Source organism: Mesorhizobium sp. M4B.F.Ca.ET.058.02.1.1 (assembly GCF_003952505.1).
Lineage (GTDB): Bacteria > Pseudomonadota > Alphaproteobacteria > Rhizobiales > Rhizobiaceae > Mesorhizobium.
This window is the reverse complement of sequence record NZ_CP034450.1, coordinates 1,207,817-1,223,391: the sequence shown is the minus strand read 5'-3', so window position 1 is coordinate 1,223,391 and position 15,575 is coordinate 1,207,817. Positions and strand designations below refer to the sequence as shown.

15 protein-coding genes are annotated in these 15,575 nt (G+C 65.2%); 12 read left to right on the top strand and 3 right to left on the bottom strand.

Features of this window, described 5'->3' with window-relative positions; genetic code table 11:
- The first annotated feature begins 166 nt into the window (after nt 1–166).
- From glyA to EJ073_RS06175, 10 genes are all read left to right on the top strand, one after another.
- Entirely contained in the window at nt 167–1,480 is a 1,314-nt protein-coding gene (gene glyA / locus EJ073_RS06220) for a serine hydroxymethyltransferase (RefSeq protein ID WP_126054947.1), read from the top strand.
- An 82-nt stretch (nt 1,481–1,562) separates the two neighbouring features.
- Nucleotides 1,563–2,189 carry a hypothetical protein gene (locus EJ073_RS06215; RefSeq protein WP_126054946.1) on the top strand — a complete coding sequence of 209 codons (627 nt, stop codon included), beginning with the start codon at nt 1,563–1,565 and terminating at the stop codon, nt 2,187–2,189.
- Between the two features lie 21 nt (nt 2,190–2,210).
- Nucleotides 2,211–2,540, top strand: a complete 330-nt coding sequence (locus EJ073_RS06210; protein ID WP_126054945.1) for a GlpM family protein — start codon at nt 2,211–2,213, stop codon at nt 2,538–2,540.
- A gap of 85 nt (nt 2,541–2,625) precedes the next feature.
- The gene (gene nrdR, locus EJ073_RS06205) at nt 2,626–3,105 is read left to right on the top strand and encodes a transcriptional regulator NrdR (RefSeq protein ID WP_126054944.1); all 480 of its coding nucleotides are present in this window, start codon (nt 2,626–2,628) and stop codon (nt 3,103–3,105) included.
- Nucleotides 3,106–3,107: 2 nt separating this feature from the next.
- A complete protein-coding gene (gene ribD / locus EJ073_RS06200; RefSeq protein ID WP_189347436.1) occupies nt 3,108–4,235 on the top strand; it encodes a bifunctional diaminohydroxyphosphoribosylaminopyrimidine deaminase/5-amino-6-(5-phosphoribosylamino)uracil reductase RibD in 1,128 nt (375 codons plus the stop codon).
- A gap of 64 nt (nt 4,236–4,299) precedes the next feature.
- A complete protein-coding gene (locus tag EJ073_RS06195; RefSeq protein ID WP_126054943.1) occupies nt 4,300–4,917 on the top strand; it encodes a riboflavin synthase in 618 nt (205 codons plus the stop codon).
- A gap of 95 nt (nt 4,918–5,012) precedes the next feature.
- Nucleotides 5,013–5,507, top strand: coding sequence for a 6,7-dimethyl-8-ribityllumazine synthase (gene ribH, locus EJ073_RS06190; protein ID WP_126054942.1), 495 nt, complete (start codon nt 5,013–5,015; stop codon nt 5,505–5,507).
- Nucleotides 5,504–6,004, top strand: coding sequence for a transcription antitermination factor NusB (gene nusB / locus EJ073_RS06185; RefSeq protein ID WP_126054941.1), 501 nt, complete (start codon nt 5,504–5,506; stop codon nt 6,002–6,004). The genes ribH and nusB overlap by 4 nt, the downstream gene beginning before the upstream one ends.
- Entirely contained in the window at nt 6,001–7,227 is a 1,227-nt protein-coding gene (locus tag EJ073_RS06180) for an MFS transporter (protein ID WP_126054940.1), read from the top strand. The genes nusB and EJ073_RS06180 overlap by 4 nt, the downstream gene beginning before the upstream one ends.
- Nucleotides 7,228–7,524: 297 nt before the next feature.
- The gene (locus tag EJ073_RS06175; protein ID WP_126054939.1) at nt 7,525–9,666 is read left to right on the top strand and encodes a sodium-translocating pyrophosphatase; all 2,142 of its coding nucleotides are present in this window, start codon (nt 7,525–7,527) and stop codon (nt 9,664–9,666) included.
- 67 nt (nt 9,667–9,733) lie between these two features.
- Here the strand turns inward: EJ073_RS06175 and EJ073_RS06170 are convergent, their stop codons facing one another.
- From EJ073_RS06170 to EJ073_RS06160, 3 genes are all read right to left on the bottom strand, one after another.
- Nucleotides 9,734–13,102: a DUF4132 domain-containing protein gene (locus EJ073_RS06170; RefSeq protein WP_126054938.1), complete on the bottom strand. Its 3,369-nt coding sequence runs from the start codon at nt 13,100–13,102 to the stop codon at nt 9,734–9,736.
- Nucleotides 13,103–13,106: 4 nt separating this feature from the next.
- A complete protein-coding gene (locus tag EJ073_RS06165; RefSeq protein WP_126054937.1) occupies nt 13,107–13,478 on the bottom strand; it encodes a hypothetical protein in 372 nt (123 codons plus the stop codon).
- 293 nt (nt 13,479–13,771) lie between these two features.
- The gene (locus tag EJ073_RS06160) at nt 13,772–14,290 is read right to left on the bottom strand and encodes an outer membrane protein assembly factor BamE (protein ID WP_126054936.1); all 519 of its coding nucleotides are present in this window, start codon (nt 14,288–14,290) and stop codon (nt 13,772–13,774) included.
- Nucleotides 14,291–14,406: 116 nt separating this feature from the next.
- Between EJ073_RS06160 and EJ073_RS06155 the strand changes: the two genes are divergently transcribed.
- Both EJ073_RS06155 and EJ073_RS06150 read left to right on the top strand, forming a co-directional pair.
- Nucleotides 14,407–14,943, top strand: a complete 537-nt coding sequence (locus EJ073_RS06155; RefSeq protein ID WP_126054935.1) for a ubiquinol-cytochrome C chaperone family protein — start codon at nt 14,407–14,409, stop codon at nt 14,941–14,943.
- A gap of 10 nt (nt 14,944–14,953) precedes the next feature.
- A complete protein-coding gene (locus EJ073_RS06150; RefSeq protein ID WP_126054934.1) occupies nt 14,954–15,502 on the top strand; it encodes a DUF177 domain-containing protein in 549 nt (182 codons plus the stop codon).
- Nucleotides 15,503–15,575 lie beyond the last annotated feature (73 nt).

Here is a 15,575-nt window from a genome sequence, read left to right as displayed (position 1 = left end):
CCGTCCTCCTTGGCGCAATCCGGCCAGCAAATTTCGCGGCGCAAACGTGGCGAGGCGAAAACAACTGTGTTAATGGCGCGGCAATGCATGTCGCCCAGAAGTGCGCAGCGGTTTTGGGGCAACGATATGCATGAACAAATTGCCCCGAACCGGAGGATTTCAGGCCATGGCAACAGCAGCGGCAGCGTCGAACAAGTTCGAATCCTTCTTCGAGACCACGCTGGCCGACGCCGATCCGGAGATTTTCGGCGCCATCCGCAACGAGCTCGGCCGCCAGCGCCATGAGATCGAGCTGATCGCTTCCGAAAACATCGTCTCGCGCGCCGTCCTCGAGGCGCAGGGCTCGATCATGACCAACAAATATGCCGAGGGCTATCCGGGCAAGCGCTATTATGGCGGCTGCCAGTTCGTCGACGTCGCCGAGGAGCTGGCGATCGAGCGCGCGAAAAAGCTGTTCGGCTGCAACTTCGCCAACGTTCAGCCGAATTCCGGCAGCCAGATGAACCAGGCGGTGTTCCTGGCGCTGCTGCAGCCTGGCGACACCTTCATGGGCCTCGACCTCAATTCCGGCGGCCACCTGACCCATGGTTCTCCGGTCAACATGAGCGGCAAGTGGTTCAAGGTCGTATCCTACGGCGTGCGCAAGGACGACCACCTGCTCGATATGGATCAGATCGAGAAGACAGCGCATGAGACCAAGCCCAAGCTGATCCTGGCCGGCGGCACCGCCTATTCGCGTATCTGGGACTGGAAGCGCTTCCGCGAGATCGCCGATTCGATCGGCGCCTATCTGATGGTCGACATGGCCCATATCGCCGGCCTGGTCGCCGGCGGCGTGCACCCGTCGCCGCTGCCCTACGCCCATGTCGTGACGACGACCACCCACAAGTCGCTGCGCGGCCCGCGTGGCGGCATGATCCTGTGCAACGACGAGGAGATCGCCAAGAAGATGAATTCGGCGGTCTTTCCAGGCCTGCAGGGCGGCCCGCTGATGCATGTCATCGCCGCCAAGGCAGTCGCGCTGGGCGAGGCGCTGAAGCCGAGCTTCAAGCACTACGCCGAAAGCGTCGCCGCCAACGCCAAGGCGCTGGCCTCGAGCCTCAAGGAAACCGGTCTCGACATCGTCTCCGGCGGCACCGACAACCATTTGATGCTCGTCGATCTGCGCCCCAAGAATGCCACCGGCAAGCGCGCCGAGGCGGCACTCGGCCGCGCCAACATCACCTGCAACAAGAACGGCATCCCGTTCGATCCGGAGAAGCCCTTCGTCACCTCCGGCGTACGTCTGGGCACGCCTGCCGGCACGACGCGCGGCTTCGGCCAAGCCGAGTTCCGCGAGATCGGCAAGCTGATCGCCGAGGTGCTGGACGGGCTGAAGGTGGCGAATTCCGACGAGGGCAACGCGGCCGTCGAGGCGGCGGTGAAGGCCAAGGTCGTGGCGCTCACCGATCGCTTCCCTCTCTATCCCGATCTCGGTTGACCTGAAGCCTCGCGTCATTCTTATTGGCCACGACGAGAAGCGCCGCTCCGGCTGGGGCGGCGTCCGGACAGGAGCCTTATTGATGACGCGAATTCTTTGTCTCGGCGCTCTTGCGGCGCTTCTGGCGGCCTCGCCGTTGACCGGCGCCGCCCAGGCGCAGACCACGACGACGGCGCCGAAGGCCGAGACGGCTCCGGCCGCATCGCCTGCGCCTACATCTCCCCCGCCTGCATCTCCCAAGACCGAAACCTTCGGCAGGTGGTCCACCATCATCGATGAAGTCAACACCGGTGAGGACGTGCGCAGGACCTGCGCCGCCTCGACGGCGTTCCTCGACCAGAACGGCACCGGCGGCACGCTGACGCTCGCCATCTCGAACGGCGACGCCCTGCCGCCCGACGGCTATCCGAGCCTGGTCATCGCGCTGCGGAACAAGGACCTGCCGGCCGGCGAGAACATTCCCGCCGTGTTCGGTGACGACAAGGGCAAGGTCAAGGCGACTGTCAGTGCCGATATCGGCGACCAGTGGATGCTGGACAACAAGAAGGAGGTCGCGCTTGCCCTGTTGCGCGCCATGCGGCGCGCGGCCGCGATCGATGTCGTCTTCGCCAACAAGCCGGTTGCCAGCATATCGATGGACGGTTTCACCAAGGCCTACCGCAGCCTTGGCGCATCCTGCGGCTTCGCGACCAACGACGTCGCGCCCTGACAGGCAGCAAGGAGCCGCGCCATGGACATTCTCTGGAAAGGCGTCGTCGGCGGCCTCGTCACGGCGCTGATCGTCTGGGCCTCGAAGCGCGGCAACGTCCTGCCCGGCATCCTGCCGCTGGCGCCGACCTTCGCCGTCATCGCGCTGCTCGCCGTCGGCGCCAAGGGCAACTCGACAGGCTTTCGCGAGGCCTGCCTTGCCGGTTTCAGGACGATCCCGGCCTATCTCGCCTTCCTTGGCGCCTGCTGGCTGTTCATCGAACGGGTCGACTATCGGCTGGCCGTTCTCGGCGGCATCGCGGTCTGGCTGGCGGCGGCGCTGGCAATCTTCCTCGCGCCTCGCTATCTCTGAGGCACGAAGGCCGGCCGTCATTTGCCATTCCGGCAAAAAGCTCTAAGCCTTCCGCTCACCAAGAATCGCCAACCGAAGGCTCTCCATGCGCTGTCCCTACTGCCAGTCCGAAGATACGCAGGTGAAGGATTCGCGTCCCGCCGAGGATGGCGCGGCGATCCGCCGGCGGCGCGTCTGCCCCGATTGCGGCGGCCGTTTCACCACCTTCGAGCGCGTTCAGCTCCGCGACCTCGTCGTGGTCAAGAAATCCGGCCGCAAGGTACCGTTCGACCGCGACAAGCTCCTGCGTTCGGTCGAGATCGCGGTGCGCAAGCGCAATGTCGATCCCGAGCGCATCGACCGCGCGGTGACCGGCATCGTGCGCCAGCTTGAGAGCTCCGGCGAGACGGAAGTGGCGTCGGGCGAGGTCGGCCGGCTGGTCATGGAGGCGCTGAAGTCGCTCGACGACGTCGCCTATGTCCGCTTCGCCTCCGTCTATCGCAATTTCCGCGAGGCCAAGGATTTCCACGAACTGCTCGGCGAGCTCAAGGGCGACGAGGACAAGGGCGAAGAGGACGCCGGCTGAGCATGGCAGGGCCACAGGTGAGTCGAGCCGAGCAGGAGGCTCTCGATAGGCGCTTCATGGCGGCGGCGCTGAGATTGTCGCGGAAGAACGCCGGCCGCACCTCGACCAACCCATCCGTCGGCACGATCATCGTGCGCGACGATGGCGACGGGCCGATGATCCTCGGCACCGGCGTCACCGCGGTTGGCGGCAGGCCGCATGCCGAGACCGAGGCGCTGGCCGAGGCCGGCGAGCTCGCGCGTGGTGCTACGGCCTACGTTACATTGGAGCCCTGCGCCCATCACGGCCGCACGCCGCCTTGCGCCAACGCGCTGGTCAATGCCGGCATAGCCCGCGTCGTCGGTGCGGCGAGCGATCCCGATCCGCGTGTTTCCGGCCAGGGTTATGCCATCCTGCGCGCCGCCGGCATCGAGGCGGTGGAGAAGGTGCTGGCAGCCGAGGCCTCGGAGCAGATGGCCGGTTACCTGATTCGATCTCTCAAGAAACGCCCGGAAGTGATCCTGAAGCTTGCGCTTTCCAGCGACGGCAAGATCGGCATCGAAGGCGAGGGACAGGTCGCGATCACCGGCGATATCGCGCGTCGCGAAGTCTATCTGATGCGCGCCGAAGCCGACGCCATCCTGATCGGCATCGGCACCGCGCTGGAGGACGACCCGGCGCTGACCGTGCGGCTGCCTGGGCTGGAGAACCGCTCGCCGGCGCGCATCATCCTCGATCGCCAGATCAGGCTGCCTGAGGCGTCGAAGCTGGTCTCAGGCGTCGACCGCGTGCCGCTTTACATCGCCGCTTGCCTCGAGGCCGATCCGCAGCGGCGCGCCACGCTCGAACGCGCAGGCGTGCACTTCATCGGCACGGAAACCTATGGCGGTGAGGTGGCCTTGCCCGAATTGTTAGAGGATCTGGCCGCGCTCGGCATGGCGAGCGTGCTGGTCGAAGGCGGCGCGAAGGTGGCCAAGGCTTTCCTCGACGAAGGGCTGGTCGACCGCATCGTGCTGTTCGGCGGGCCGGACGCGATCGGCGAAGAGGGCATTGCATCGCCCATCGACGCCGACCATATCCCGGCAGGGTTTCGCAAGTTGCGCGAGATGCGCTTCGGCGAGGACAGCTACGCCGAGTGGGTAAGACCATGATCCCAAAAAGTGGGAACCGGTTTTTGGACCAGATCATGGTCAACCTGAAAGACAGAGATATTTGATGTTTACCGGAATTGTTACCGATGTCGGCACCGTCGCTGCCGTGAAGCCGCTCAGGGAAGGGGTCGGACTGCGCATCGACACCGCCTATGACCCGGAAGGCATCGCCATCGGCGCCTCGATCTCTTGCGCCGGCGTCTGCCTGACGGTGACGGCGCTGCCGGAAGGCGGCTCCAACGCGTGCTGGTTCGAGGTCGAGGCCTGGGAAGAAGCGCTCAGGTTGACGACCGCGATGGGCTGGAAATCCGGCACCAGGATCAATCTGGAACGGGCGCTGAGGATCGGCGACGAGCTCGGCGGCCACATCGTCTCCGGCCATGTCGACGGCACGGCCGAGATTATCGAGCGCAAGGACGAGGGCGACGCCGTGCGCTTCACGCTCGAAGCGCCGCGCGAGCTCGCGAAATTCATCGCGCCGAAGGGTTCGGTCGCGCTCGACGGCACCTCGCTCACCGTCAACAAGGTCGAGGGCACGCGCTTCGACGTGCTGCTCATCCACCATTCGCTGACCGTCACCACCTGGGGCGAACGCCAGGTCGGCGACCGCGTGAACCTCGAGATCGACACCATGGCCCGCTACGCGGCGCGCCTGGCGGAGGCCGCGAAAGAGGGGCTTTGAGCCACCCCCGCAAATTAGACCGGGCCTGAGCATCGGACAAAGCTTGCGAATGCTGCCGCTTCGGCCTAAGTCACCGGCGATCCCCGGAGACATCTATGGCTGGCATATCCCAACACGGCAAAGCGTTCATCCGTCCGAAGGACAAGGCGCACCTTCTCATCATCGAGGCGCGCTTCCATGACGACCTTGCCGACGCGCTGCTCGAAGGCGCAACGAGTGCACTGGACGAGGCAGGCGCGACCTATGACGTGGTCACAGTTCCGGGCTCGCTGGAAATCCCGGCAGTGATCACCTTCGCGCTCGACGGCGCCGCCGAAGGCGGCACCACCTATGACGGTTTCGTCGCGCTTGGCACCATCGTCCGCGGCGACACCTACCATTTCGATATTGTCGCCAATGAATCGAGCCGCGCGCTGATGGACCTCTCCGTGCAGGAAGCGATCTGTATCGGCAACGGCATCCTGACGACCGAGAATGACGCCCAGGCCTGGACGCGCGCCAGACGCTCGGAAGGCGACAAGGGCGGCTTTGCCGCGCGCGCGGCGCTGACCATGATCGCCCTCAAACAGCAGCTGGGAGCCCGATCGTGAGCGAGCCCGCGTCGCCCGGCCAGCCCACGGTCCGCCACGCCAACAAGCGCGGCGCCGCCCGGCTCGCCGCCGTGCAGGCGCTCTACCAGATGGACGTTGCCGGCAGTGGCGTTATCGAGATCACGGCCGAGTACGAAGCGTTCCGGCTCGGCAAGGAAGTCGACGGCGCGCTCTATCGCGAGGCCGATGCGCAATGGTTCCGCGCCATCCTCACCGGTGTTGTCGAGAACCAGAAGACCATCGATCCGGTCATCCGCCAGGCGCTAACCGACGACTGGCCGTTGTCACGGCTGGATTCGACACTGCGCGCCATCCTGCGCGCCGGCGTCTATGAATTGATGAAGCGCGACGACGTGCCGGTGGCGGTGATCGTCTCGGAATATGTCGACATCGCCAAGGCCTTCTACGAGGAAGACGAACCCAAGCTCACCAATGCCGTGCTTGATCGCGTGTCGCGCCGGGTGCGCGGCGAGGGGCGCGGCAAGGATGCTTCATGACCGCCGCCGCTGCGGCCTTGGCCGCCGGAGCCGGAAGGGAGGCGCGCCGCACGGCGCTGCTGCTGGCATCTGCCCAGGCGATCATCGGTTCGGCCGCCCCCATAGCCATTTCGCTTGGCGCGCTTGCCGGGCAGTACCTGCTTGGCCCCGACAAGTCGCTGGCGACGGCGCCAGTCACCGGTTTCAACATCGGTGTGGCTCTGGGCGCACTGCCGGCGGCGGCCATTATCCGCCAGCTCGGCCAGCGCGGCGGGTTCATGACCGGCACCGTCATCACCGCGCTCGGTGGGGTCGTCGCGACGCTGGCGCTGTTCCACCCGAATTTCTGGCTGTTCGCCTTCGGCCTGTTGGTGATCGGTGTCGGTGGCGCTTTCGTACAACAGTTCCGTTTTGCCGCAGCAGACAACGCGCCGCCGGAGTTCAAGGCGCGCGCCATTTCCTTCGTGCTGGCCGGCGGCATCGTCACGGCCGTTCTCGGGCCGCAGATCGTGATCTTCACCCGCGAATCCTTCGCGCCCGTGATGTTCGCCGGCTCGTTCGCCTCTATCCTGGTGCTGTCGGCCGTCGGCGCCGTCATCCTATCGTTTCTGCGCATCGCGCCTAAGGTGGTCGGCGGCGCGGCGATCGATGACGGCGACGCCAGGCCGCTGTCGGAGATCGTCACCCAGCCGCGTTTCGTCGCGGCGCTGTTCTGCGCCGTCGGAAGCTATGCGCTGATGAGCTTCGTCATGACCGGCGCGCCGCTCGCCATGGTTGGTTGCGGTCTCTCCGCCGACGACGCCACGCTGGGCATTTCATGGCATGTGATGGCGATGTTCGGGCCGAGCTTCTTCACCGGCTCGCTGATCCATCGCTTCGGCGCCGAGCGCATTGTCGCCGCCGGCCTCGTGCTCTTGATCGGCTGCGCCGTGGTCGCCCTGTCGGGGCTGGCACTCTGGCAGTTCTGGACGGCGCTGATCCTGCTCGGCCTGGGCTGGAACTTCGGCTTCATCGGCGCCACCTCCATGGTCGCCGCCAGTTACCGGCCGTCGGAAAAGAGCAAGCTGCAGGGCTTCCACGATTTCGTCCTGTTCGGCTCGGTCGCCTTCGCGTCGCTGATGTCCGGCGCGGTCTACAACGCCTGGGGTTGGGCGATGCTGAACTGGCTGGTGTTCCCGGTCTGCGCGCTCTGCTTCGTCGCGCTCGGTGCGTTGAAGGTGACGAGCTTGCGTGCAGCCAACTGACTCGACAGCCATTCCGACAGTGTGGTCGCGCGTCAGTTCGAGCCTGACCTGATCTGCTCCGGTCTATTACCCAGCGTCATTTCAATCGATCTAAAAGGAGTATGGCGCTGGGCAGGTTTGCCATCGCCTTCGCCTTTTGGGCGAAAGCCGGGCAAAAACCGAACAATATCTTGACGTTCCCAGCCCTGTTTCGCATACAGCCCAGCCAAGGGGTGGATTCCGCCTGGCGGCGTGCATCCCCGTTCCAACGGCCCAGGGAGGGGTTCTTTTGGGCCATCAATCGAGGAAAATTCGGCAATGACCACCATTTACGCCGTCATCGCCTGCGGCCTGCTTTCAGTCCTTTACGCTATCTGGGCGACACGTTCGGTCCTGGCGTCCGATCAGGGCAATCAGCGCATGCAGGAAATCTCCGCGGCCATCCGCGAAGGCGCCCAGGCCTACCTGGCGCGCCAATACACCACCATCGCCGTCGTCGGCACCGTCGTGCTCCTGCTTGCCTGGTGGCTGCTGTCGATCACCTCGGCCATCGGCTTCCTGATCGGCGCGGTGCTCTCGGGCGCCGCCGGCTTTATCGGCATGCATGTTTCGGTGCGCGCCAATGTGCGAACCGCGCAGGCTGCCTCCAACAGCCTCGCCGCCGGCCTCGACATCGCCTTCAAGTCGGGCGCCATCACCGGCATGCTGGTGGCGGGTCTCGCCCTGCTCGGTGTCTCGATCTACTACTTCATCCTGACCGGTCCGATGGCTCTCCAGCCCAATGACCGCATCGTCATCGACGCGCTGGTTTCGCTCGGCTTCGGCGCCTCGCTGATCTCGATCTTCGCCCGTCTCGGCGGCGGCATCTTCACCAAGGGCGCCGACGTTGGCGGCGATCTCGTCGGCAAGGTCGAAGCCGGCATTCCCGAGGACGATCCGCGCAACCCCGCCACCATCGCCGACAATGTCGGCGACAATGTCGGCGACTGCGCCGGCATGGCCGCCGACTTGTTCGAGACCTATGCCGTCACCGTCGTCGCCACCATGGTTCTCGCCGCCATCTTCTTCGGCGGCACCGCGGTGCTCGGCACCGCCATGCTCTATCCGCTGGCTATCTGCGGCGCCTGCATCCTGACCTCGATTGTCGGCACATTCTTCGTCAAGCTCGGCTCCAACGGCTCGATCATGGGCGCGCTCTACAAGGGCCTGATCGTCACTGGCCTGCTGTCGATCGTCGGCCTTGGCGCCGCGACATCGCTGACCATCGGCTGGGGTGATATCGGCACCGTCGCCGGCATCGCCATCACCGGCAAGAACCTGTTCATCTGCGGCCTGATCGGCCTCCTGGTGACCGGGCTCATCGTGGTGATCACCGAGTACTACACCGGCACCAACAAGCGCCCGGTCAACTCCATCGCCCAGGCGTCGGTGACCGGCCACGGCACCAACGTCATCCAGGGCCTCGCGGTCTCGCTGGAATCGACGGCGTTGCCGGCTATCGTCATCGTCGGCGGCATTATCGCGACCTACCAGCTCGGCGGCCTCTTCGGCACGGCGATCGCCGTCACCACCATGCTCGGCCTCGCCGGCATGATCGTCGCGCTCGACGCCTTCGGCCCGGTCACCGACAATGCCGGCGGCATTGCCGAGATGGCCGGCTTGCCCAAGGAAGTGCGCCAATCCACCGACGCGCTCGACGCCGTCGGCAACACCACCAAGGCGGTGACCAAAGGCTACGCCATTGGTTCGGCGGGCCTCGGCGCGCTGGTGCTGTTCGCCGCCTATTCGAACGACCTGAAGTTCTTTGCCGCCAATGGCGACAAGTTCCCTTACTTCCAGGGCATGGGCGAGGTTTCCTTCGACCTTTCCAATCCCTATGTCGTCGCCGGCCTGATCTTCGGCGGCCTGATCCCGTATTTGTTCGGCGGCATCGCCATGACGGCCGTCGGCCGCGCGGCGGGCTCGATCGTCGAGGAGGTGCGCAAGCAGTTCCGCGAGGACAAGGGCATCATGGCCGGCACCTCGAAGCCGAACTACGCCCGCGCCGTCGATCTTTTGACCAAGGCGGCGATCCGGGAGATGATTATCCCCTCGTTGCTGCCGGTGCTGGCGCCGCTGGTCGTCTATTTCGGCGTGTTGCTGATCTCGGGTTCGAAGGCCTCGGCTTTCGCCGCGCTCGGCGCCTCGCTGCTCGGCGTGATCGTCAACGGCCTGTTCGTCGCCATCTCGATGACCTCGGGCGGTGGCGCCTGGGACAACGCCAAGAAGTCATTCGAGGACGGCTTCACCGACAAGAACGGCGCCAAGCACTTGAAGGGCTCCGAGGCGCACAAGGCCTCCGTCACCGGCGACACGGTCGGGGATCCCTACAAGGACACCGCCGGCCCGGCGGTCAACCCGGCGATCAAGATCACCAACATCGTCGCCCTGCTGCTCTTGGCCGTGCTCGCGCACGGCTGAGGCTCAAGCTGTTCGTCGAAAAACCCGCAGGAGTGATCCCGCGGGTTTTTTCATTTCCCGCCGCGGTTCAAGCGATCTGACGCAGGATCGAGCCGTCGGTTATCTTGTCGTCATTGGCCAGCATCATCGCCTTCGACAGGATGACTGACAGGATGTCGTCGCCCTCGAACGGCACATAGGCCGGCCTCGGCCCGGCCGCCTCGTTTGACGGCACGATGCAGAGATAGCGGTCGTTGGGCGCCATCCTGATGTGTCCGGATGCGAAGTTGATCCTGTAGGTCTTGCGCTTGCCGTCAACGATCAGGAACTCGTCCGTGACCGTGCACTGGTTGGCAATCGCGAGGCCGGGCAGGATGGTGGCGATGAAATCGCGTCGGCCCTTTGCCAGGCCGCTGGCCTGTCCTGCCGAATAGCGCTCGCGGTAGTCGAGGAATTCAGGCCGCTCAGACAGCGGGTGGCGCGCGTTGCTGCCGCGATCCTGCCAGTGGCGGTCGTTGCCGATCGAGGTGCGGCCGATCACGCTGTCGATGTCGTACATCGCCTCGCAGAACGCGCGGGGAGGGACCGCATCGACGGGTAGGGGAATTTCGCCCGGCTGCCCGGTCTTGGGGTCGAGCGCGAAGAAGGCCACCCGATCCGTGGCGATGAAGGCGTAGAGCGCGGCGCCGCGCTCGGCCGCCTCGATGTCCTGCACGCGCGTGCCGATGCCGGCGACCCAGAACTCGGCGGCGACACCATGATACGGCAAGGTGAGCCGCACCCGTTCATGCTCGGCATTGTTGCCGTGCATGCTGCGATTGTACGCCGTCCAGCCGCGCTTCTTCAGGATGGCCATAACTGGAGCCTGCTCCAATATGTGCGCGGCGAAGCGGTTGGAGTAGCTGCGTGTGGCAAGCTCGGCGTCGGTGACGACGTAGACCGGCCGCCAGGCCTGGATGAAGGGCTGCTGGATCGTCTGCCTGGCGAGGCTCTCGCGCCAGGCCGCGACGGTCGTGGCCGGGCTGTCCAGCGGATGCCAAAGGTGGACCGTCCAGTCCGGTCCTGGAACCGGGCAGCGAACGCCGGCATGATCGACAAGCTCGCCTTCGCGCGGCATGGCGACGAACGCCTCGCCCTTGGGACCCGCAAAACGCCAGATCAGGCGCTCGGAAAGCGTGCGCAGCAGGCCATTGCCGATCAGCCGGTCCTGCCAGCCCTGGTAATTCCAGTGGCGGCCGTCGCGCCAGGCGCTCTCGATGCGGCGCCGCGCTTCCGGCAGAATCAGCGCGATGTCCTTCGCCGCATCTTCCAACTCGCCCGCCATTTCGCTACCGCCGGGTGCCGCCTTGAAATCCTTGGCGATGCCGCGGCTCGACTTACCCTTGGCGTCGATGCTGCGCAACTCGGCCTTGGCCGACGAGACAACGCGCAACTCGACGCGAACGCCGCCCAGTTCCTCGACACGAAGCCCGCCATCGCCGATGCCGTACTCGGCCATGGCGATTTCCTGCATGTCGTCGCCCGACAGGCCGAGCTTGCTGCCCGCCGCTTCCAGCGCCTTGTCGATCGACTTGATCACCACTTTGTCGTCGATCCTGCGGCGAAGGCGCCCAAGCGCATAGGCCGCGTCCGCGGTGCCCAGCTGGCCGAGCGACCAGACGCAGGCCGCCCCTGTCTTTTGCGAACGCACGGTACGTCCGTGATGCCCTGTCTTGATCAGCGTCGCGCCTGCCAGCGATTCCAGCAGCGGGAGCGCCTTGTCGGCCGGCAGGCGGGACAGGGCCAAGCCAATGCCGCGTGCTACCGCGACATTGTCGGGCGACAATTCGCCGTGCAGTCGGCCAAGATCAAATTGCCAGGGTACATAGTCCCCGGCCGCACGCTGGAACAGCAGGCCCGGTATCGCGCAGATCGCCTTCAGCGCGGACTGCCGCACCGCCGCCTCGTAACCCGCCGACTCCCGTTCCGGCAGCGGTGTCGGAAACACCGATGCATTCTGCGGGCTGAACACCAGGCTGTAGGCTTCGAGGCCGATATAGACGTCGCGCTCGATCTCCGGCAGCGCCGGTTCGCAGAGCGGTTTGAGCCACTGCCTGAAACCGTCGGCCACCGCGTCGTGCCCAAGGGCTGCGATCTTGCGTTCGCAATCCTTCAGCCAGGTCGTCCCCGGCGCGCCATCGCCCGCGGCAACCAGATGGTTGAGCAGGCTGCCGTCAGGGTCCCCGCCGCCGAATTCGAACGCTTCGACCCGCGTGCCGGCCCTCGTGAAGTCCTGCGGCCAACCCCGATCGAAGCTCGGCCCCACGGCGCGCAGCATCGCCATTTGCGCGGCGGTCGCGAGCTGTCGCCATTCGGGTTTTTCCTCGCTCAGCATGCGACTGAGATGGTTGTTGTAGTCCTTGTGAAAACCTTCCTCGCCCTTGGTGTCGCGCGCCCACCAGCCGAACCTGAAGGCGGCACTGCCATCGCCGGAGCCGAAACGGGCGGCGAACGCCTGTCGGTCGGTCAGCCAGTTATGCACCGTCCTGTCGCCGGCGTAGGCGCGGATGTCCTCGAACATCGGCGCCAGTTCCGTCAGCACGTCGTCCCAAAATTCCGCCTTGTCGGACGGCGGCGGCGTGTAGCGCAGGTGGGGAAGTTTTGCCGGCGGATTGGCCCGCATGCGCGCAAAGAAACTGTCCTGCTGGCCGGCCCCGGCAAGCGCCTTCAGCGAAACGATCAGTGGTGGATCGGTCTTTTCCGGTCCGGTCCTGTTTTTGTAGTACTGCGTATCGCAAACCAGCGCGATGAGCCTGGCGGCGTTGGCCCGGTCTTCGGCGCCGAGCGCCTGTCCGTTTTTCACCGCGCGCTCGATCTCGCGGACGATGCCGAGCTTGGGCAATCCGCCCGACCAGCCGATCGTGCCCTTGAGGTGCATGCCGGCCTGGTCGTTCGCGAGCAGCCGAAGCGCGGTGGCGGTTCTCGGCGCGTTCGTCTGGAAGCCGCTGCGCAGGAGATCCCGGCTCAAGCTCTCGCAGAAGCGCGCGAATTTGGGCGGGGTCTTGCCCTCCCGGCTGCGCACATAGACGGCCACCTCAGGACCCCAGCCGAAGCGTGCCCGCAGGAAGTCGATGGCATCGAACAATCCGCCGCGCTGTTCCGCTGACAAAGCGCGCAGGCGGCTCGCGATATCCTTGCGGTCCTGCTCCGAGTTCGCGGTGTCATAGGCACGGATGAGGGCTACGAGTTCGGCCATCATCGGACGCGAGCCGCCGGCGGATGAGGCCAGCTCGATATCCCGCGCCAATGTCTCCGCCTCGCTCCGCTCCCGGTCGGCATGGGCGCGATGGAGGCGCTCGACCATCCTATTTATGTCGGCGAGCGGCGCCGGCTCGTTCGCACGCGGGGCGCCGGCGACGACCTTGCCGAATGCAGCGGCCGCTGCCCTGAGACCCGAAAACAACCTTCCATTGCCCATCCACTCAACCCCCCTTGAGCCGCAAAAGCTTTATGAAGACGACGTCCGTGCGCGCTGAAATGACGGCCACATCGTCCAGCGCAATCATTTGCTTGCCGCCGACGACGACCATGAAGGCGTTGCGCGAGAAGGCCTCGATCGCCGCCGCCACCGCCAAGTCCGGGTTCGTCTTCTTGAGCGGTCCGGTGTTTGGCGCATAGAGCAGCGTCTCTATCGCTGCGTCGTTGCGCGAGGCGTGCAACCTGTCATGCTCCAGCAGCACGCGTTCGGCGATGATCTGCCGGAGCGTGCACGGCACGCCGTCCTTCCAGTCCAGGACGAAGCTCTGGACCGGTTTGCGGGCGCCGATCTGGTCGTACATGACGATGCGGCTCATCTGACCCTCCGATCCGGCTGATCTTGCGGATCAAAAATTATAGGCAGATGAAACCCAAGCGCCATTGCGTTTTGTGGTGGATAAACGGCTAACGCAGAAGTTGCGCCCGCCCCATGATCAATAAAGGATCATCGGGACATTCGGTGGCTTTGCTTTTGCTCTTGGAGGAAAGCCGGCCTCCCTGAGCCGCAACGACCGGTCAGTACCAAGCAAAGACCCGCCGGAGCGATCCGGCGGGTCCCTGGCTGCCTGATGCTGTGTTGCCCGCGTGCGAAAAGCGAGCCGGCCGTCGATCACATGCCGTTGCCGCCGCCGGGCAGGCCGGGCGCCAGCTTGCTGGCGCCGTTGATGATCTGGCTGAGGAAGTTCTGGTCCTTGCCGCCGGTCGGCGTGGTGCGCGAGATGAAGTCGAAGATCTTGCCGTCCTTCAGCCCGTAATTGGCGATCTGGGTGACGCGGCCGTCGGCGCCGAAATAGACCGCCAGCACTTTCTGGTCGACCAGATGCGGCTTGTCGAAGGCGACATAGCGCTTGCGCGTCTGCGAGATGTAGTAGAAGGCCTCGTTGTCGAAGGTCGCCGTCGTCGACGGGGTACCAAGCGCCAGCAGAACCTGCTCACGGCTCGACCCGACCGGCACCGAGTCGATTGCCTGCTGGTCGATGACGTAACCCTGCGTCAGCGTCTCGCTGGGGTTGAGGTCACCCATCATCTTGGACGAATTGCAGGCCGAAAGCGCGGATACCGCCACCAGCAGAGAGGCCGCGCCCGCCGAAACAGGCGTAAAAAGCGACTTGAATTTCAGCGCACCCAACAACAATTCTCCATCACATCCCCGCAACTTGCGCTGGGCGGCAAAACCGGTAAACCAGCTTGCCTGCCGATGCAACAAGGCCAATTCAACAAAAGGTCCCCGGGAGACCACCCTCAATGTTCCAACGCCTTTTTGGCCGCGAACGCCATGCCAACCGCGCTATCACCGAGGCGCTTTACGCACAAATCGTGGCGGCGGCGCGGCAAACCGTGTTTTATTCCGACTGGAATGTACCGGATACGCCGCTGGGTCGTTTCGAGATGCTGTCGCTGCACATGTTCCTGTTCCAGCACCGGCTGCGCGGCGAAAACGGGGCCGCGACGGAGGTCGCTCAGGTGCTGATCGACGAGTTCTTCCTGGATGTCGAACATTCGTTGCGGGAACTGGGCATCAGTGACGTCGGCGTGCCGAAGCGCATGAAGAAGCTGGCCAAGATGTTCTATGGCCGCACAGCCGCTTATGACGATGCGCTGGATCGCGACGACCGCGACGCGCTCGCCGCCGCCCTTGCCCGCAATATCCTGCCCGAGGCCGCCGACTGGCCGCAGGCGCCGCTGCTGGCCGCCTATGTCGCGGGTGCCGCCCGCCATCTTGCGGCCCAGCCGGCCGAATCGATCGCATCCGGCGCGGTGACGTTTCCGGCGGCCGGCTGAGGAGGCGAAGATGAAACATGTCGACCCGCAAAGCCCGGTATCCTTCGTCGCCAATGTCGCCCGCCTGCCGCAAAAGGGGCTGCCAGTGACGATCGAGGCCGACGAACGGCAGCGCACTGCGCTCGCCACCGAGCACGAACTGCTTTCGGTCGAGCGGTATCGCGCCGAGCTTCTGGTGACGCAGTGGAAGCGCAATGGCGTCAAGGTCAGCGGCCGTGTCGAGGCCGACATCACGCAGGCCTGCATCGTTACCCTGGACCCGGTCGCAGCGCACATTGACGAGCCGGTCGAGGCGCTGTTCCTGCCGGAACAGTCCAAGCTCGGGCGGCAGGGTTTCGAAGGTGGCGGCGAGATCGTGCTCGACGCCGACGGACCCGATAGCCCGGAGACGTTTTCCGGCGACACCATCGATGTCGGCGCGCTTGCCGAGCAGTTTTTTGGCCTGGCGATCGATCCGTATCCGCGCAAGGCCGGAGCGTCGCTGGAGGTCTCGGGCGACGGCGAGACCGAGGAAAGCGAATTCCAGCAAAAGCTCCGGTCCCTGCTTGGAAAATCCTGAAACCGGACCCGATATTAGAAAAGCTGGTTGTGCGGCAGCCCAAAACCGTTATTTTCGCCGAACCTTCGCGAGC